At 62.9% G+C, this 18,761-nt stretch carries 18 protein-coding genes; 10 read left to right on the top strand and 8 right to left on the bottom strand.

The genetic code is table 11. The features are described from left to right. The first annotated feature begins 205 nt into the window (after window positions 1-205). The 4 genes from HWX07_RS03460 to HWX07_RS03445 all read left to right on the top strand — a co-directional run bounded on the left by HWX07_RS03460 (window position 206) and on the right by HWX07_RS03445 (window position 2,968). A complete protein-coding gene (locus HWX07_RS03460; RefSeq protein WP_175875183.1) occupies window positions 206-1,042 on the top strand; it encodes a hypothetical protein in 837 nt (278 codons plus the stop codon). Window positions 1,043-1,130: 88 nt separating this feature from the next. Beyond that, complete coding sequence (locus HWX07_RS03455; RefSeq protein WP_080466856.1) at window positions 1,131-1,550, top strand: lysozyme inhibitor LprI family protein; 420 nt, start codon at window positions 1,131-1,133, stop codon at window positions 1,548-1,550. A 239-nt stretch (window positions 1,551-1,789) separates the two neighbouring features. Next, window positions 1,790-2,344 (top strand): PAAR domain-containing protein, encoded by a 555-nt coding sequence (locus HWX07_RS03450; RefSeq protein WP_175875182.1) that lies wholly within the window; start codon window positions 1,790-1,792, stop codon window positions 2,342-2,344. Window positions 2,345-2,347: 3 nt separating this feature from the next. Further along, the gene (locus tag HWX07_RS03445) at window positions 2,348-2,968 is read left to right on the top strand and encodes a type VI secretion system amidase effector protein Tae4 (protein ID WP_175875181.1); all 621 of its coding nucleotides are present in this window, start codon (window positions 2,348-2,350) and stop codon (window positions 2,966-2,968) included. Window positions 2,969-4,056: 1,088 nt separating this feature from the next. On the opposite strand, the gene HWX07_RS03440 is transcribed toward HWX07_RS03445, so the two are convergent. Continuing rightward, window positions 4,057-5,214 carry a tyrosine-type recombinase/integrase gene (locus tag HWX07_RS03440; protein WP_175875180.1) on the bottom strand — a complete coding sequence of 386 codons (1,158 nt, stop codon included), beginning with the start codon at window positions 5,212-5,214 and terminating at the stop codon, window positions 4,057-4,059. A gap of 411 nt (window positions 5,215-5,625) precedes the next feature. On the opposite strand from HWX07_RS03440, the gene HWX07_RS03435 reads away from it, so the two are divergent. After that, window positions 5,626-6,087, top strand: a complete 462-nt coding sequence (locus HWX07_RS03435; RefSeq protein WP_012339746.1) for a CBS domain-containing protein — start codon at window positions 5,626-5,628, stop codon at window positions 6,085-6,087. A gap of 155 nt (window positions 6,088-6,242) precedes the next feature. Here HWX07_RS03435 and HWX07_RS03430 read toward each other — a convergent pair whose 3' ends face one another. Further along, a complete protein-coding gene (locus tag HWX07_RS03430; RefSeq protein ID WP_175875179.1) occupies window positions 6,243-6,572 on the bottom strand; it encodes a DUF4148 domain-containing protein in 330 nt (109 codons plus the stop codon). 512 nt (window positions 6,573-7,084) lie between these two features. On the opposite strand from HWX07_RS03430, the gene HWX07_RS03425 reads away from it, so the two are divergent. After that, a complete protein-coding gene (locus HWX07_RS03425; RefSeq protein WP_006486027.1) occupies window positions 7,085-7,483 on the top strand; it encodes a GreA/GreB family elongation factor in 399 nt (132 codons plus the stop codon). Between the two features lie 176 nt (window positions 7,484-7,659). On the opposite strand, the gene HWX07_RS03420 is transcribed toward HWX07_RS03425, so the two are convergent. After that, window positions 7,660-8,748, bottom strand: a complete 1,089-nt coding sequence (locus HWX07_RS03420) for a porin (RefSeq protein ID WP_006480960.1) — start codon at window positions 8,746-8,748, stop codon at window positions 7,660-7,662. A gap of 586 nt (window positions 8,749-9,334) precedes the next feature. Between HWX07_RS03420 and HWX07_RS03415 the strand changes: the two genes are divergently transcribed. Beyond that, entirely contained in the window at window positions 9,335-9,706 is a 372-nt protein-coding gene (locus HWX07_RS03415) for a YXWGXW repeat-containing protein (protein ID WP_175875178.1), read from the top strand. 250 nt (window positions 9,707-9,956) lie between these two features. On the opposite strand, the gene HWX07_RS03410 is transcribed toward HWX07_RS03415, so the two are convergent. Continuing rightward, the gene (locus HWX07_RS03410) at window positions 9,957-10,343 is read right to left on the bottom strand and encodes a helix-turn-helix domain-containing protein (protein WP_175875177.1); all 387 of its coding nucleotides are present in this window, start codon (window positions 10,341-10,343) and stop codon (window positions 9,957-9,959) included. 326 nt (window positions 10,344-10,669) lie between these two features. On the opposite strand from HWX07_RS03410, the gene HWX07_RS03405 reads away from it, so the two are divergent. Continuing rightward, window positions 10,670-11,146, top strand: coding sequence for a nuclear transport factor 2 family protein (locus HWX07_RS03405; protein WP_175767664.1), 477 nt, complete (start codon window positions 10,670-10,672; stop codon window positions 11,144-11,146). Window positions 11,147-11,211: 65 nt separating this feature from the next. On the opposite strand, the gene HWX07_RS03400 is transcribed toward HWX07_RS03405, so the two are convergent. The 3 genes from HWX07_RS03400 to HWX07_RS03390 all read right to left on the bottom strand — a co-directional run bounded on the left by HWX07_RS03400 (window position 11,212) and on the right by HWX07_RS03390 (window position 14,181). Further along, on the bottom strand, window positions 11,212-11,823 hold the full coding sequence (locus HWX07_RS03400) for a cysteine hydrolase family protein (protein WP_175875176.1): 612 nt from the start codon (window positions 11,821-11,823) through the stop codon (window positions 11,212-11,214). Between the two features lie 177 nt (window positions 11,824-12,000). Further along, window positions 12,001-13,251 (bottom strand): MFS transporter, encoded by a 1,251-nt coding sequence (locus HWX07_RS03395; RefSeq protein WP_175875175.1) that lies wholly within the window; start codon window positions 13,249-13,251, stop codon window positions 12,001-12,003. Between the two features lie 282 nt (window positions 13,252-13,533). Beyond that, on the bottom strand, window positions 13,534-14,181 hold the full coding sequence (locus HWX07_RS03390; RefSeq protein WP_175875174.1) for a glutathione binding-like protein: 648 nt from the start codon (window positions 14,179-14,181) through the stop codon (window positions 13,534-13,536). 105 nt (window positions 14,182-14,286) lie between these two features. Between HWX07_RS03390 and HWX07_RS03385 the strand changes: the two genes are divergently transcribed. Beyond that, window positions 14,287-15,399 (top strand): pyruvate dehydrogenase, encoded by a 1,113-nt coding sequence (locus HWX07_RS03385; RefSeq protein WP_175875173.1) that lies wholly within the window; start codon window positions 14,287-14,289, stop codon window positions 15,397-15,399. A gap of 18 nt (window positions 15,400-15,417) precedes the next feature. Here the strand turns inward: HWX07_RS03385 and HWX07_RS03380 are convergent, their stop codons facing one another. Then, the gene (locus HWX07_RS03380) at window positions 15,418-15,873 is read right to left on the bottom strand and encodes a MarR family transcriptional regulator (RefSeq protein ID WP_175767659.1); all 456 of its coding nucleotides are present in this window, start codon (window positions 15,871-15,873) and stop codon (window positions 15,418-15,420) included. Between the two features lie 173 nt (window positions 15,874-16,046). On the opposite strand from HWX07_RS03380, the gene aceE reads away from it, so the two are divergent. Then, a complete protein-coding gene (aceE, locus tag HWX07_RS03375; RefSeq protein WP_175875172.1) occupies window positions 16,047-18,731 on the top strand; it encodes a pyruvate dehydrogenase (acetyl-transferring), homodimeric type in 2,685 nt (894 codons plus the stop codon). Window positions 18,732-18,761 lie beyond the last annotated feature (30 nt).

The following is an 18,761-nucleotide window of genomic DNA, read 5'->3' as shown; positions in this document are numbered from 1 at the left end:
TTCCCTATGAGGTATATTATGTGCTGCAGCGAATTCCCCGCGACACTTCGGAGCCGCGGGCACATCTTGGCCGGTTCCGGCAAAAATCTCGTGCCTTTGATGGCCGGAACCTTCTTTCGCCGACGGCCCCCTGTCGGCGCTTTTTATTCCAGCGAGCAGCGGCGAGCGCCGCTGCCCAAATAAACAAACCTTTCGGGGCGAAGCAATGAATCGCAATTCCGCAGCGACAATCGTCAAGCTGGCCGTCGTGTCCGCCGCCGCAATCATCACCTGCACAGCACACGCGGCAGGTGCGGCACTCCCGCAATCGTGCGAAACGGTCGCGCGCTTTCTAGATTCCTGCGCGGCAGACCTGAAGCTACTGAATTACGAAATGGGCGGCGACAAGTTGTCCGGCCCGAGCGGTGGGGAACTTCGCAGCATGATGCGCACTGTAGTGCAAAAGAAGGGGGCCGCGCTGGCTGATCAAGCGTGCACGGCCGGTGCGACCAAAGCGTACGGAAACTTCGCGAATCTCATGACGGCCGCAAGTCTGGCACGTTACGAATTCTCCAACCGCTGTCAGGCTACGATGGTCGGCGTGATGATGGTTGCCAAGCGCGCCGAAAACGCCGCAGAAGCTGCAACCGCAGCGAAAGCGGCGAGCGCCAACAGCGACGCCGCCCGAGAAAATGCGATTGCCGACCATCGCGCATCTACCGCCGATCAGTGGGCGCGCGCCGCGAAAGATCGTGGCATGGATACCGATCAGGCGAGCGAATCCGCGCAACAGAAACTGCCAAACGTGTCCGCATCCTGCCCGGACATCAAGCTGATCAAGCAAACGCCGGTCAACTTCAATTCGCCAGTCTACAAGCCCGCGATTATTTTCGCGAGCAAGCAGTGTGGTTACGCCGTCTCGTACTGGCCTGCGGACCGTGATGCGCAAATCACGTTCGACTCGAGCGAAATCGACGGTTGGATCGGCTACTGCTCCACGAAAGCAAACGGCATGACCACCACATGCACCGAAAACCAGCCGACCAACGCAGGTACCCACTAAAACAGAATTCCCCCGGAAGTCGGAGCAACAAGAGAACGCCGATCGTCTGGAAAACCAAATCAGAAATCCGATTACAAGGAGCGCAATCATGAACAAAATCATCGCAGCAGCCGTCGTATCGTTCGCCACTCTCGCCACGTCAGCTCACGCTGCCACGCCGACGAAGGCTGATCCGGTGAAGCAGTGTTTCGACCACGCTCAAGATCAGGAACAGCAAGCGCGCTGCTACGATGCCGCAGTCGCAGTGCAAAAGAAACGGTTGAACGCGGCCTACAACAAGTTGATAGCGCACCGCAAGGCGGCCAATGATTCGGCGGGCATCGCAGCACTGAACCAGATGCAGAAGGACTGGATCAAATCCCGCGATGGCACGGTCAACTATCTGAACAACCATGTGGCCGGAAGCGCTTCGGCAGCGTTCGCAGTCAGCAACGATTTCATGCTCGATGCGGTGGCGAAACAAGCTGACCTGCTCGAAACCATCCGCGACATGGAAGGCGGCGAGTAAAAGACCGACGGCGCTCAGAATCACGGTAGATCAGGAAGCCGCGCTACGTGGCGTCGTACTGATTCAATGAAGAAGCCCTTTGGATGTTCGTCCAAGGGGCTTTTTTCTGCTCGGTCGGTTAGTGTCTGCGGATGCCCTCTATTAGCTCGACTTGGTAGAATCTGCATCGATTCATCCGAACAATATTGAGAGAGGCCGAGGCGCTGCGCGCTGACGCCACATATTCGAGGGGCACACGCATGTTGCGAAAACTCGCAGTGGTCGGGGATACGTTGTCGAGCGGTGGCACCGTCCTGCCGCATGGCGGGCCACCCATCACCATGAACGGGCATCAGGTCGCATTGATCGGCGGCCCAGCCTTCTGCGCTGCCTGCAAGTCTCCCGGAGTCATCGCGAAATCGGGCGGCCCGTACCGCATGAGCATGTCTGGCGAGCAAGCGCTCGATCAGGACATCGTGCTTTGCGGATGCCCAAAACCACCGAAAATCATTGCCGGCCTCGGCGGCGAAACTTGGTGCGACGACATGATCGAGGGGCACGGTAAGGTGGTATCAAGCCGTACTGCGGATGGCGGCGTCGCATCGGTCAAGAAAGGCGCGTTCGATGAGCAGGTTAAGGCAACCGAACATCAGGTCGAAGGCTTGCCGTACTACGTCGAAACCGCAGACGGCCGCGTGCATTTCGGCCGACTCGATGCCGGCGGGACGATACCGCGCGTCTACACCGGGGACGATCCGGGCAGCTACACCGTTTACTGGGGCGACGACGCTATCGCCAAGCACCACGGGGAATGATCGATGCCGCACACGAAACCGAGCAAGATCGACACGAACAAGCAAGCAGGTTCGCAGCGAGAGATTCCCGTCAAGGCGATCACGTTCAAAGAGCTTTGGGACGCCTACCCTTACGGCAATCCGTACAACAACCCAGATTACGACAATCAGTGTGCTATCCGCATAAGTGTGATGTTGCATCGCGTCGGCGTGGAAATGAGGTCGTTTTCACAGAAGACGGTAAAGCCCATGTCCGGCTCTCAGACCATCGGCCGCATCATGCTCGAAGGCAAGCCGACCGCGACACGTGCGGATGAACTTGGCGAATGGTTGCAACTTCAGCCTTTCGCCGGACTGCCGAAAGCGGAGAACATCACCGGGGCCGATTGGGAATCGAAGGTGAAAGGACGCACGGGAATTATCCAGTTCTCGCGCTACTGGTCACGTGACGGCGAGGCCGCTGCGAACGCCAGTGGCGGGCACATCGATCTATGGAATGGTTCGCGCCTGACCGTCAGCAGCGCCCCCGATGCGGTTGCGACTTTTGGCCGGGTGATGGGCCTCCAAGCGTTCGGTGCCGGCACCCGTCTGGGTTGGTCAGACCTCCGGAACTCGAAGCAAATCCTCTTTTGGGAAATCAAATGATGCGGCGGCTATTGGGAACGATCGGCTTTGCGATCGCAGGACTCGTCAGCGTGATCTCATGGTCTGCGGTTGATTCGCGTCTATGCACGGTGATCGAGCATTGGTGTACCCCACCGGCCGGAACTTGTGGCGGAGGCGTTGACGCATGCCGCGCAACGATTGGCTCCACAATTGAGTTGTTCGTCTACCTGTTCGGCCCGCCGATCTTGTTTGCTCTGCTTGGCTTCTTCCTGTTCTCGCAGAGACGACCGGCTCGTACCGTAGTCGCTTCCCTTGTCGGTGCTGTTGTTGCGCAATGGGTCCTCTGGTTCCTTGCGATGCGCATCCTGCACATTTGAGGGGTACCTACCCGCCGAGCTTTACCCAATCACGAATGACGGGATGCGTTTGAGGCGGCGCAGACGGTCGTTATCGTTTCGGATGCGATATACGGCCAGCACGCCCCTTACATTGCGCAGGACGACGTATCTCCGCCCGTCGTGTTCCTCAACGCCAGATGCGGCATTCGAGTGTTCCTCAGCGACGCACGATTGTTTGGCGGCGAATATCTTGTTTGCTTGGACGGCGCGAGATACGAACTCCACTCCAGTTTTTACAGATTTATTCATATGTTCCTCGACGTTGATTAATACACTCGTCAAATTGGAACATGGCTTGTTTGCATTGTACAGAACAAAAAGGTCTCGTTTTCAGAAGCATTTACACAGCACGAGCATGCACCGACAGACTCGACAGGCGTTATCTGCGTTTACATCTGTGTTTATATCTGTTCTATATAGTGATTCCGCACTTTCGCGGAATAGTGCCGCGAAATCGCGGGATGGAAGGCGTGTGTTTTACAGACCAAGACCGGTGAAACACGCACTTCACTGACCATCGATATGGTGTTTTACAGACTTTTCTGGAAATGACTATATTGGATATATAGTAAACACAGATAGTAAACGCAGATAACACCCCATCCCTGCCACATCGACCCGCTTGCCCTTATTCAGACCGGATAGCGTTCCCATAGAAAATCGTGGAAATGCTACTCGCGGAGACACCGAAAGCAAAAGAGCCGCCCGGTTGGAATGCCGGACGGCTTTTCAAAGTATCGCGATGCGATTAATTCGGTCCTGCCCTTCTTTGGTCAAGTGGCCATAATTCTTATCCACGTGCTTGACCGACGTTCCCGTAAATTTCGCCACGTCATGTATTGGTACACCCTTCGTCAGCAGTTCGCTAATGAAACTATGTCTCGCAGAATATAGAACCGCGTTCGGCATTTCTGCCTTAGATCGCGCCTTTACAAATCGACTATGCCATGCGTCAACAGTCCATTTTTTGTGTCGGTCAGTCATGAACAAGGGAGCGCCGCCACCTCTATTTTTCACCTGCTCACCAAATAATTCCTGCGCCTTGGTAGACAGCGATATTGCGCGCGATTTCGTTTTGCTTGGACGCAGGGTAAGCGTTCCAGTATTCGGGTTATAGTCCGACACAAGAGCCTTAGCCAACTCTCCCGGACGGCAACCAAGAAGCATCAACGCGGTTGCGAACAAACGCAAATCGTCTGGCATACAGCCGAGCAAATGATTACGTTGTTCGATTGTCAGAAAGCCATCCCGATTAACATCCACTTTCTCGAAATAGCCAACCACCTTCCATTCAACGTCACTTGCAACCCATTTGTTTCTTCTCGCAAAATTGAGTGCAGCCTTTAGACTTTTCAGATTGCGGTTAGCTGAATCCCGAGCCTTACGGATATCATCATCCCCGACAGCCCCCGCCGTTTGGGCGTTAAGCCATTTTTCAATGTTCTTCGTCTCCAACAGCGCGAGCATCGTCTTTCCGATCGGCTTACCGTACACCAACCGTTCGAAGCGATTAGACGCGTCGTAGGCGCTCTTTGCCCCCTTGCGAGCCTCCAAATTCTCAACGTACTTCTTACAAGCATCCTCTACGGTAAGGGGCGTATCTGGACTATCCGCTTTCTTCGCAGCACCTTGGATCAGCGCATCCGCCCACTGCTCAACCTGCCTTCGAGCGTCGTCAAATTCGGGTTGCCCATCGAGCGTCGTATGGTGATAGCGCCCGTCCTTGTACATGCGCCCAACCCATGTCCCGGGAGCCAGCGTGGACGTTCTGTAGCCGATGTGCAGACCGCGCCGGATGGCATCCCAATACGGCTCATTCTGATGCTTAAGCTTCGCTCGCGCGGTGCGCGACCGGATGTTCACCTTTGTCGTACTTTCCTTCGCCATGATTCCCCGTGCCACGCACACATTGTGAATTTACGGAATCAAGTATACCGCGTCGCGTAACTTCCGCGTAAGTACGACATTTTTAGACCACTTTCGGAAAGACCACGCTGGAGGCCAAAGTCTTAAAAATTACAATTAAAATCAAGGTCTTAAAATGAATAAAAGAGGGGGGAGAATGTTCCTATGATTATCTTCATTTGCCCGGCGTGGGCGATTGGGGACGCGAAGACATCATGAATTCAATCGAAACTTCAGGAATGTAGGAGTTGTGTGGATGGTGCGTGACGGGAGTTTACCGCTAATCTGGAAACGTCACGCGACTGCCGCCGCCCGCCCGGCTATACTGGGCTCACCGGGTGACGCGCAGCACGCCCCGCCTGCCCTGCATCGACCTGCACACGGAGAAAGCGAATGAGCACGACTGTCGCGCAGATTCTCAAGGCCAAGCCGGATTCGGGCCGTACCATCTACACCGTCACGAAGACCGATCTCGTCTACGACGCCATCAAGCTGATGGCGGAAAAGGGCATCGGTGCACTGCTGGTCGTGGACGGCGACGACATCGCGGGCATCGTCACCGAGCGCGACTACGCGCGCAAGATCGTCCTGCAGGACCGCTCGTCGAAAGCCACCCGCGTCGAGGAAATCATGACGGCGAAGGTGCGCTACGTCGAACCGTCGCAATCCACCGACGAGTGCATGGCGCTGATGACCGAGCACCGGATGCGCCACTTGCCCGTGCTCGACGGCGGCAAGCTGGTCGGTCTCATCTCGATCGGCGACCTCGTGAAGAGCGTGATTGCCGATCAGCAGTTCACGATCAGCCAGCTCGAACACTATATCCACGGCACGCCCACCGTCACGTCCGCCTGATCCGCCCAGCAAAAAAGGCCCAAACGCGTCAGCGTCTGGGCGGAAAGCCGCCGGCATGCGGCGACGGAGGTTCTGCTCCTGCGGGCGGACGGCACGCGCAGTTCGCGCGCGTCTCGTCAATTCAGCGGTGCGCTCGGGCAGACCGGGATGTTCAATCAGTTACCGAAGTACACCGAATTCACGGGATTCGGCGCGTCACGCGTCACGCGGCGGCCGCCTTGCGCGGCACCCGTCGCCACCGCACCGTAGCCGCTCGTATCGGCTTGCGCGAGCATCGGTTGATTCGGCTGGATGCGTTGCTCGGCGGCCTGGATGTCGCTCGGATATTGCGAATCGCTCGCCAGCGGCTTGTAGCCGTTCTGCTCGAGCTGCACGAGTTCGGCCTTGACCTGAGCGCGGGTCAACCCCTGCTCGGACTGCGCGAACGATGCAATCGGAGCGGCAAGGACGGATGCGGCGATGGCTGCGTAGATGATCGACTTCATGATTTACCTCCGGAATATGTTCTCTTTTGACGTCGCCTCGACAAGACTGTCTGAAGCGATTGAATCCAGTGTAGTGCGCGCCCCTCCAAGGGGAAACCCTTAGTTTGAACATACAGCGTTGCATTTTTGGAAAAAATCGCCCACTGTTTCCGGACAGGCTCGTTGCAACTTGCTTCATCTACACAACAATCGCTGACGAAACGCCAACAACCCGATCACATGCCTGGAAGGTTGTGTTGTAGAATCGTAAGGTTTTATTCGCCAGCCGATATTCCATCCACCATGTACGCGCTCACGCCCCTTTCGGTTTCGCCGTCCGGCCCGGCCGGCGTGCGCGCGCGCGCCGGCCAGCCGGCGCATCCCCTCGCTCGACGCACGGCCCAGGCACCGCTCGCCCCTGCCCGGCGCCTGATCTGACCGCTCGGTCTCCACCCGGAGCCAGGTTAGACAGGCTCCGGGCGATCCTCACAGGCACGCCACGCCTGCCCCTGCCGATCATTTGGAGAACCACCATGAAACAACGCCTTTACCAGCTGACCGAACTCGACGTCGCTCGCCTCGAAAAGCACGCCGAGCACAATCCGCGCTTCCAGACGATGCTCGACACGCTGCTCGAACGCGCCGATATCGTCCAGCCCGACGCCATCAAGGCGAACGTCGTCACGATGAACTCGCAGATCACGCTGCTCGACGAAGCGACCCAGGAACAGGCCACGTGGACGATCGTTTATCCGGACGCCGCCAACCTCGAACTCGGCCGCCTGAACGTCTTCTCGCCCGTCGGCATGGCACTGCTGGGCACGCAACGCGGCCAGATGGTCAAGGTGATGCAGCCGAGTGGCGCCGAAAAACTGATGAAGGTCGCCGCGATCGTGTTCCAGCCGGAAGCCAACGGCGAATACACGCGCTGAGCCACCGGTCGCCCCGCGCCGCGCCATACGGGCGCAGAACGAAAAAAGCGAGGCACCGGCCTCGCTTTTTTGCATCCGAACGATCCGGATTGCCGCCATCGCACTCGGCACACGAAAAAAAGGCGCCCGAAGGCGCCTTTTCGATGCTGCGAAGCGGGTTACCCCGCCCGTCACGCTTAGAAGCGGTGACGCAGACCAACCGTTGCTGCGGTTTGGTTGACCGACGAGCTCGATGCCGTCGTGTTGTCGCCGTTGTAGATGCCCGTGCCAACGATGTTGTTGCCCTTCGCGCCACGTTGGTACACAGCTTGTGCGTACACGTCGGTGCGCTTCGACAGAGCGTAGTCAGCTTGCACGCCGAACTGGTTCCAGTGCGAGCTGCCGTTGTTGACCTTCGCGTTCGTGTACGTGTAAGCAGCACCCAGGCCGAGAGCCGGCGTCAGGTTGTACTTTGCGTTGACTTCGTAGTTGTCAGCGCGCAGCGTCGGAACGCCAGCAGCTTGGTTGTCGATACGCGATTGCGTCCATGCAGCGCCGACTTGTGCCGGGCCGAATGCGTAACCAGCAGCAGCACCGTACGTACGGACACGGCCTTGGCCACCCAGCGTCGATGCGCCGTTCGTGTTGGTACCGTCACCCAGGTTTGCTTGCGAGTATGCTGCACCCAGCTTCAGACCTTGGAACTGGTACGACAGACCGCCGCTGTATGCGCGGTTGTTGCCGAAGTTCGTGTTGTTCGAGAACGAGTACGTACCGCCGAATTGCAGGCCAGCGTAGTTAGCGCTCGTGTACTTGATCGAGTTGTTCAGCGCGACGTCGCCGTTCGTGCTCAGACGGTCGTTGTTCAGCGGGTGCGCGAAGTACGTGCCGCCCCACGAGCCCGTTGCCGTCAGCGGCGCCAGGTAGTCTTGCGTTGCGTCATATTGCTTACCCAGCGTGACCGTGCCGTACTGGCTCGACAGGCCGACGAAAGCCTGGCGGTTGAACATGCCGCCGTTGCCGTTTGCGAAGCGGCCGTTACCGATGTTGAAGCCGCTTTCCAACGTGAAGATTGCCTTCAGGCCGCCACCGAGGTCTTCCGAACCACGCAGACCGAAACGGCTTTGGTCGATGCCCGAGCCCATCGACCACAGCGACTTGCCGCCGACGTTGCTTTGGTAGGTGATGCCTGCGTCCAGCACGCCGTACAGCGTGACGCTGCTTTGCGCGTGAGCGACGGTAGCAAACGATGCTGCAGCTGCTGCAACGATCAGAGTCTTGTTCATTCGTGGAGCTCCCTTCTAAAAAGAGGCAGGTCTCGCGACCTTGTTCATAAACGGTCTGCAACCGCCCGGGAGCGCCATCGGTCCTGCTGGCGGCGCCCGGATAGTTGCCCGTTTGGGAACCGTGAGTTTAGGGGTGTACCCTAGGGGAGCGATCCGCAAATAAAGAAATAAGCTTTTCCAGAACTAGAAATAATGAAAGTGGGGACTCGTCATAAGTATTTGTTTTAACGCTTGTTTTTGACTTCTTGACGACGGCTTTTTGGAGCCTTTCATCGCACCATTCTTTCATGTCATCGTCTTGACGGTTGCATAGAAACAACAAGCGGATTCGATTCGGCACCCCTAAATCGGTAATTGTTACCCGATTCAATCTCAAATATTGGCCATCCCGCATCTAAAACGTCGCCCTCGACCGGTAAACAGGGAGCGACGCCTGACCACCGCGAGATCCCGTCAGCCGTTAGAAAGCGAAAAGGCGGCTCGCGCCTGCCGTGACACGCGGTAACAGCCTTAACCGCCTGCGTAACCCGGTAAGCGTACCGGCAGGCTAATGTAAGGCAGCCTCGAATACAGAACAGGAACCGCCATGAATCGACGCTCGTTGCTGCGCGCCATCGGATTGACCGCCGCCTTCGTCGGCACCGGCTGGCTGCGCGCCGCCGCGGCCCAGCCCGCCCCGCCCGGGTACCGGCCCGCCGGCCCGAACCATGCCCCCGGCCGGCCGCCCTATGCGGATCGGCCGCGCTTCGCGCCGCCGGCGGCACGCCACGACCGTCGCCCGCCACCACCCCGGCCGCACGGCTATATATGGACGGACGGCTACTGGCGCTGGCAGCGCGGCCGCTATATATGGGTGTCCGGCCGCTGGGTCGCGCGGCGCCCCGGGCGCCGCTGGGTGCCCGGCTACTGGCGCCGCCAGGGGCCGGTCTGGGTCTACGTCGACGGTTCGTGGCGGTAAGCAGCGGCTCGGCTTCGGCCGATGAAGCGCCCGAGCGGAACAGCGCGCGAGAACCGCCGCCGTCCGCGCCACGGAATCATGCGCGACGGCAGGGGCGCCCGGTCAACCTGTCGTCGGGCCGCCCATTTCGACGACATCCTTCGGATAACGAAGCCACGCGATGGCGATGCGAATGCGTCCGGCCATGCTTCGATCCATCGCGCTCATCTGCCGCGCATCGTCAATCGGCGAACCGATGCGCGCGCCGCGCTCAGCGCCCGCCCCCTTCCAGCTCACGCGCCCGACGGCGCGCCGCGCAGATCGCGCGATGATGCTCGTCGGCCCACCGGATCATCGCCTGCATCGGCGTCTGGAACGAACGGCCGAGGTCGGTCAACGCATATTCGACACGCGGCGGTACTTCGGCGAACAGCGTGCGACTGACGAAGCCGTCCTGTTCGAGCCGCTTCAGCGTGCGCGACAGCATCTGCTTCGACACATCGCCGATCGTACGGCCGAGTTCGTTGAAGCGCATCGCTCCGCCCGCCAGCGCCTCGAGCACGAGCAGGCTCCACTGGTCGCCGATGCGGTCGAGCACATCGCGAATCGGGCACGGCTGATCGAGTTCGACGGATTCGTCGGCGGACGGAAGCGGCATGACGGGAGTCTCTTTCACGGGCGATGCACGGTCACCGCGGCGTGACCTGTTCACACCGCGGTGACTTCTTGTGACGGGTTCGCGGCAACTGTACCATTCGATCGGCCCGACAACCGCCCCGGATTCGCCAGTTCAACGAAGCATGACGATGCCGCGCGCCTCGCCATCCCGGCACCTGCAACCTCATGGTCCGGTCGGCGAAACCTTCGTGCCGATACGACATGCATCCCGCGGCCAAGCCGTCATCGCCCGCCGGTCGTCGCGAGCGCAACACCCAGTTGCGCTCGCGCATCCGTCCACGAATCGTCAACCGAGGAAAACGCGACATGCCTTCGTTCCGCTCCCCCGTTCGCGCCGTTGCCGCGTTCGTCTTGCTGGCCGCATCGACGGCCGCGCTGGCCGCCGGCCCGGCCGCGCGCGACCTGGCCGCCGAGGAAGCCAACCGCCAGCTCGTGCTGACGTTCTACGACCGCTTCTTCAACCGGCACGAAGCGGTCGAGGCCGCCGCCGTCGTCGCGGACGACTACAAGCAGCACAACCCGCACGTGCCGGACGGCAAGCAGCCGTTCGTGTCGTACTTCGTCGGCGCGTTCCAGAAGAACCCGGCATCGCGCGCGCGCATCGTCCGCAGCGCGGCCGACGGCGACCTCGTCTACCTGCACGTTCATGCGACCGAGCGTCCGGGCGATCGCGGCGAAGCGGTGGTCGACATCTTCCGCGTGAAGGACGGCAAGATCGTCGAACACTGGGACGTGATCCAGCCGGTGCCCGAAACGTCCGCGAACCGGAACACGATGTTCTGATGCACGGAGCCCGCGCATCGGCCGGCCGCCGGGCTGGGCCGACCGACGCGCGAACCCGGCCGCCGTCACGCGACGCCGAGCGCCAGCACCTGCTCGGTCGTCAGCACGTCGCCGAACGTGTCCGACAGCGCGGCCATCGTCGCACGATGGAGGTCGCGATGCGGCACCGTGCCGCCGTCCGCGACGTCGAGGTCGCGCGTGGCGCATGCATCGTCGACGACGATCACCGCATAGCCGAGCGGCACCGCATCGCGTGCCGCGCCGGCCACGCACGCATGCGTCATCAGGCCGGTGACGATCAGCGTGTCGATGCCGGCCGCCTTCAGCCGCGCATCGAGGTCCGTCGTCGGAAATACGCTCACCGACGTTTTCTTCACGACTGCGTGATGCGGCGCCGGCTGCAGGTCCGAGTGAAAGCGGAAGCCGTCGCTGCCGTCGGCGAAGATCGGGCTGTCGGCTGCACCGACGTGCTGTACGTGAAACACCGGAATGCCCGCGCGGTCGGCGAACGCGATCACGCGCCGCGCATTGCCCAGCGCACGAGGCCCGTCCGGAATCGGCAGCCGGCCGCTGAAGTATTCGTTCTGAAAATCGATCACCAGCAGCGCGGTGCGGGCGGCGGCGATCGACGTCGGCGCGCTCGCGCCGGCCAGGGTACGGATGGTTGGATGTTGCATGGCAAGCTCTCTCGGTTGACACATTGACGGAACGGCGCGCCGGGCCTGCCGGCGCCGCCGCACGCAGCCCGGAACCTCTCCGGCCGCGACGCGCCAGTGTCGGGCCGCGCGGCGTCATGCGACAGCGGCGCGCGGGACAACGTCCGACAGGATCGGGCCAACGTGCATGTGAGCCACCTACGACAACACGGCCGCGCGCGCGCCCCGCCGCGTGCGGCCATACGCAGCCATCATCGCGAAACTGAGCAGGAAACCCGCGCCGCCGATCAGCAGCAAACCGGTCTCGCCGAATACGGGCAGCAGGTTCGTCAGCGCGCCCGTCACGACCCACGCGACCGCCATCACCGAGCCCGCGACGCCGAGCGCCCAGCCCTGCCGATCGCAGCTGACGGCATCGGAAAATGCCGTATACATCGTCGTGTACGCCACCATGTCGAAGCAGCCGACGACCATCGCGAGCGCCCACAGCACCGGTTCGTGCGGGAACAGCGCGGACAGGATCTGGCCAAGGCCGGCCACCAGCAGGCCCGTCTTCGCGATATCGATCACGCGCCACACGCGCAGCATCAGCCGTACGACGCACAGCAGGCCGAACACGAAGCAGAGGCCGATCACGCCGCTGAACAATCCGAGCCGCGCGCTCGTATAGCCGAATTTCGCCTGCAACAGCAGCATGATGGTCTGCAGGTAGAGACCGTAGCCGACCTGCATCAGGAAGAACACCACCGACAGGAACGCGACGTTGCGCTGGCGCGCGGCCTCCACGATGATCCGTAGCGGCAGCAACGGATCGATGCGCGTATCGCCGCGCGGCGCGGCGGAATCGCGATACGACGCCCAGGTCCAGCACGCGCAGATCAGCGACAGCGCGGCGACCAGCATGAACGGCGTGCCGTAATCGAACAGCGGCGAGATCGTCCGGTCGGACGTGACGCCGCCGAGCACCGGGCCGACGATCACGCCCGCGCTGAACGCGAGCGACATGATGCTCATGTTGTACGCCTTCGTGTCGGGCGTGCTCAGATCGGTGATGGCCGCCTGCGCGATGCCCTGGCAACCGGCCATCAGGCCGGTGAGCCCGCGGCCGGCCAGCAGCAGCGCAACGCTGGCATGCCATGCGCCGGCCGCCATCATCGCGTAGCCGGCCGCGAGGCCGAGCACGCACAGCAGCAGGACCCGCCGGCGGCCGTAGCGATCGGACAGCTCGCCCATCAGCGACGAACCGAAGAACATGCACAGCGGGTAGATCCCGTAGCCGAGACCGAGATAGAAATTGCGCGCGTGCGCGCCGGCGTCGGCCGGCAGGATACCCGCGTGCGGGTCGCTGAAAATAGCGGACATCATCGGATAGACGAGCCCGAACCCCATCGCGTCGAGCGCGATGGCGAGCAGGCAGGGGCCGAGCAGCTTGTAGTCGAGCCGGGACATGGCGACCTTCCGGACAGAGTGGATGATCGCCCAAGCGTAATGACCGGGCGGCCGCCGCGGTAGGCCGCCGGCCGCGATGCTAAGCATCGGCTCTCCAGCTATTCGTGCGTCTGGACGGCCGGGGTGGCGGCCGTACGCCACTTCGTCATCGATTCACGGCCACGCCAAAGCGGATCGAACGGCGCAAATATCCTGCATTCGAGACGTTTACGACGAAGGAGAACGATGTTTCCCGGCAGGCGGCCGGCCCCGCACCGTCCGGGCCGCGCGGGCAATGCGATGTCAGTGCGCCGCCTCGGCCACTGGCGCGCGGCAGGCGATCAGGCCTCGTTGCACGGCCGGCCGCGCGGCGATCTCGGCAAGCCAGCGCTCGACGTGCGGGAAGCCGGCAACGTCGAGATCGAGCTCGCCCGCCGTGCGCAGCCACGGAAACGCGGCGATGTCGGCGATCGAATAGCGCGACGACGCGAGATACGCCGATTCCGACAAGCGGCCGTTCACGACGCCGTAGAGACGCAGCGCCTCCTTGCGGTAGCGGTCGATCGCTTCCGCGTTGCCCGTCTTCGATGCATGCAGGAACCACCACAACTGGCCGAGCATCGGCCCGATTCCACCAATCTGGAAATGCAGCCATTGCTGGACCGCCGTGCGCTCGGCCAGCGTTTCAGGCTGCAGGCAGCCCGTCTTCTCGACGAGATAGCCGAGGATCGCGCCGGATTCGAATACGGCCAAACCCGCATCGTGGTCGACGATGGCCGGGATCTTGCCGTTCGGATTGATCGCGAGATACGTCGGACTGCGCTGCTCGCCGGCGGACAGATTCACCTGCACGCGATCGTGCGCGAGCCCGGCCTCTTCCAGGTAGATCGCGATCTTGTGCCCGTTCGGCGTGTCGGCCGTATAGAACGTGAGGGAGTGCGCTGAGGTCATGTCGGTCCTTGTCATCGGGTTGTCGTTGCAACTACAATCGTTGCAATTGCAATCCTATGCCGGAACCGATGTCGCCGGCGACAAGCCAGTACTCGAAGGAGGGACATGCAGACTGCGCGACCCGGTCCGCCCGTGCGGACACCCGATACCCGCCGCGCCGCGGCGGCCTGCCTCGAACGACTGACGACGCGGCGGCTCGCGCCGCCGGGCGCGGCGGTGTCCCCGCTCGGCGCGATGCGCGCGGCCGCCGATTGCCTCGAACACGATGCGACGACGTCGAAACGCGCCTGGATCGTCCGCGCGGATGCGCGTGAATCGTTTCCGGGCACGCACGCGCATCGCCACATCAGTGCGTGGCCGCTGCGCTTTCTCGATCCGGGCAAGTGTTTCGAGCGGCCGCTGCTGTACCTGCTGCATGCACGCGAGATCGATCGGCTACGGCTGGCATCGATCGAAACCGTCGATCGCGGAATCTTCGTCAACGATGCGGAAACGGCCGCGTCGTCATGGCCGAAGGGCGTGACGCCCGACGTCCCGCACTGGCTCGCTGCAAACGCGGCATGCACACCGTACGATCCGGCGTCGGGACACGAAGCGATCGCGATCCTGCGTCACGCGCTGCGCACGCTCTACGTCTCCGGGCAACCGGGCTTCTTCTATCTCGCGAGCCATGACGACTGCGGGCTCGATGCGAAACCGCTGTCGGCCGCGGCGGCTCGCGATGCGTTCAGCGGCATGGTGCGGGCCGGCCGGCGTGCGGCCGCCGGCGCGTCGGCGCACATCCGGCTGTGCGGCGCAGGCAGCACGCTCGCGCAAGTGACGGAAGCCGCCAAGCTGCTGCACGACGAATGGCGGATCGACTCGACGATCTGGAGCTGCCCGAGCTATACGCGGCTCGCGCGCGACGGTCGCGCGGCCGAACGCTGGAACCTGCTGCATCCGCATCACGCGCCACGCGTCCCGCACGTACGGGCCTGCCTCGGCGAAGGCGGCACGCCGGTGCTTGCCGTGACCGGATATGCACGGCACGTCGCCGCGCAGATCGGCGCGTTCGTGCCGGCCCGCTTCACCGCGCTCGGCGCGGATTCGGCCGGGCTCGGCGCACGCGTGCCGACCGCGCGCTGGATCGTCGCGGTCGCGCTGCGCCTGCTGGCCGACGATGGCCGCGTGCCGGCCGCCTGGGCCGCCCGGGCGATGCGCGACCATGCGCGCGGCTGACGCACGCGCCGCGTGCCGCTACTTCGCGTCGGCCGCCGCGTCGCGCGCCGCGGCGGTCGCGCGGTCGAGCGCGGCGGTCATCGTCGCCTGCTCCTTGCCGGTGAACTGGTCGAGAAACAGTTCCGCAACCGTCGCCTGGTACACCTTCCACATCTTCCTGCGCAGCGTGCGCCCCTTGTCCGTGATGCTCGCAAACGCGGCACGGCCGTCGTCGGCCGACCGCGCTCGCGTGACGAGCCCCTCCTGTTCGAGCCGGTCGACGAGCCGCGTGAGGTTGTAGCGCTCGATCGCGAGCACGTCGGCCAGTTCGTGCATGCGGCGCGTGCCGTCGGGCCCGCTTTCGAGCCCCCACAGCGCGTCGTACCACGCGTACGCGGGCAGGCCGGCCGCCGCGAGGCGACGCTCGATCTCGCGAATCATCGTCCGGTGCGCGCGGACGAACGAGAACCACAGATCGGGTTCGGGTGCGCTCATGTCAGGTCGTTCCTTTCATTTAATTGCAGTTGCAATTAAATTTTACCTCGATAACAATGCCCGTCACACGATTGCAATTGCAACTAGTTGCCCGCCGACCGGCGGGCGTTTCGTCGCGCGACGCGGCGCCACGACCGTCGCTGCGCGCTGCCTGATGCTTCTGGAGACACTGCATGACAGCACCTCTCGCGTTACCCGACATCGACCCGCAGGAAACCCGCGAATGGCTCGATGCGCTCGAATCCGTGATCGCGCTCGAAGGACGCCCGCGCGCGCACTACCTGCTCGACCAGCTCGCGGATCTCGACGCGGCCCGGCATGGCGACCTGCACGGCCGCGTGACGACCGCGTACGTGAACACGGTGCCGCGCGAGCGCCAGCCGGCCTACCCGGGCGATCTCGCGCTCGAGCGGCGGCTGAACGCGATGATCCGCTGGAACGCGATGGTGATGGTGCTGCGCGCCGGCCGGCATTCGAACGTCGGCGGGCATATCGCGACCTACCAGTCGGCGGCCGTGCTGTACGACGTCGGCTTCGACCACTTCTTCCGCGGCCGCACCGATACGTTCGACGGCGACATGGTCTACATCCAGGGCCATTCGGCGCCCGGCATCTATGGCCGCGCGTATCTGGAAGGCCGCATCACCGACGCGCAGCTCGACAATTTCCGCCGCGAGACCGGCCGTGAAGCCGGTCGCGACGGGCTGTCGTCGTATCCGCATCCGCGCCTGATGCCGGATTTCTGGCAATTCCCCACCGTGTCGATGGGGCTCGGCCCGCTCACGGCCGCGTATCAGGCGCGTTTCATGCGTTATCTCGAATATCGCGGGCTGAAAGCGCATCAGGGCCGCAAGGTGTGGGCGTTTCTCGGCGACGGCGAAATGGACCAGCCCGAATCGCTCGCGGCGATCTCGCTCGCCGGGCGCGAACGGCTCAACAACCTGATCTTCGTCGTCAACTGCAACCTGCAACGCCTCGACGGCCCGGTGCGCGGCAACGGCAAGGTCATCCAGGAACTCGAAGGCACGTTTCGCGCAGCCGGCTGGAACGTCGTCAAGGTGATCTGGGGCGGCGGCTGGGACCGCCTGCTCGAACGCGACACGACGGGCCTGCTGCGCCAGCGCATGATGGAGTGCGTGGACGGCGACTACCAGACCTTCAAATCGCAAAGCGGCGCGTACGTGCGCGAGCATTTCTTCGGCAAGTATCCCGAACTGCGCGATCTCGTCGCCGACCTGTCCGACGACGACATCTGGAAACTGGCGCGCGGCGGCCACGATCCGGAGAAGGTGCATGCGGCCTATGCGCAGGCGATGCGCGCGGACGGCCGGCCGACGGTCGTGCTCGCGAAGACCGTCAAGGGCTTCGGGATGGGCGAAGCCGGCGAAGGCCAGAACGTGAACCATCAGCTGAAGAAAATGAGCGCGGAGGCGGTGCGCGCCTTCCGCGACCGCTTCGCACTGCCGGTCAGCGACGCGCAGCTCGATGAGTTGCCTTACCTGAAGCCTGAACCGGGCAGCGCCGAGGCTCGCTATTTCGCGGAACGCCGCGCCGCGCTCGGCGGCCACGTGCCGGCCCGCTTCCACGCGGTCGGGCCGCTGCCGACGCCGCCGCTCGCCGCGTTCGACGCGCAATTGAAGGACACCTGCGAGCGCGGCCTGTCGACGACGATGGCGTTCGTGCGCATCCTCGGCACGCTGCTGAAGGACCCGCAGCTCGGCAAGCTGGTCGTGCCGATCGTGCCGGACGAATCGCGCACGTTCGGAATGGAAGGTCTGTTCCGCCAGATCGGCATCCACTCGCATCTGGGCCAGCTCTATACGCCGCAGGACGCGGGCCAGCTCAGCTACTACAAGGAAGCGAAGGACGGACAGATCCTTCAGGAAGGCATCAACGAATCGGGCGCGATCGCGTCGTGGATCGCCGCCGGCACCGCGTACAGCAACCACGGGCTGCCGACGATCCCGTTCTACATCTTCTATTCGATGTTCGGGCTGCAACGGGTCGGCGATCTCGCGTGGGCCGCCGGCGACGCACGCACGCGCGGCTTCCTGCTCGGCGCGACGTCGGGCCGCACGACGCTGATGGGCGAAGGGCTGCAGCACAACGACGGGCACAGCCAGGTACTGTCGTCGGTGATTCCGAACTGCGTGTCGTATGACCCGACCTATGCGTACGAACTCGCGGTGATCGTGCGCGACGGGTTGCGGCGGATGTTCGCGGAGCAGGAAGACGTCTACTACTACATCACGCTGCTCAACGAAAACTATCCGCATCCGGCGCTGCCCGACGGCGCGGAAGCCGGCATCCTGAAGGGGATCTACCTGCTGCGCGAAGGCACGTCGCACGCGGCCGAGACGCCGCACGTGCAGTTGATGGGCAGCGGCGCGATCCTGCGTGAAGTGATCGCCGCAAGCGACCTGCTCGCACAGGACTTCGGCGTGTCGAGCGACGTATGGAGCGCGACGAGCCTGACCGAACTGCGCCGCGACGGGCTTGCAGCGGAACGCTGGAACCTGCTGCATCCGGACGAGGCACCGCGCGTGCCGTACGTGCAGCAATGCCTCGACGGCCGCGCGGGTCCCGTGGTCGTCGCGACCGACTACATGAAGATCGTCGGCGACCAGATCCGGGCGTTCGTCGACGGCCGCCGCTTCGTGTCGCTCGGCACCGACGGCTTCGGCCGCTCGGATACACGCGAGGCGCTGCGCACGTTCTTCGAGGTCGACCGTCACTTCATCGTGATCGCGGCGTTGAAGGCGCTCGCCGACGACGGCGTGATCGAACGGGCGCGCGTCGGCGAAGCGATCCGGCGTTACGGCATCGATATCGACAAGATCGATCCGGCCACGGTGTAGTCATGCGGTAGGCGGCAGGCAAGATCGTCC

It is taken from the genome of Burkholderia sp. BCC0097, from assembly GCF_902832985.1.
Lineage (GTDB): Bacteria > Pseudomonadota > Gammaproteobacteria > Burkholderiales > Burkholderiaceae > Burkholderia > Burkholderia orbicola.
The sequence above is the reverse complement of the archived record's forward strand: the minus strand, read 5'-3'. Positions and strand labels throughout refer to the sequence as shown.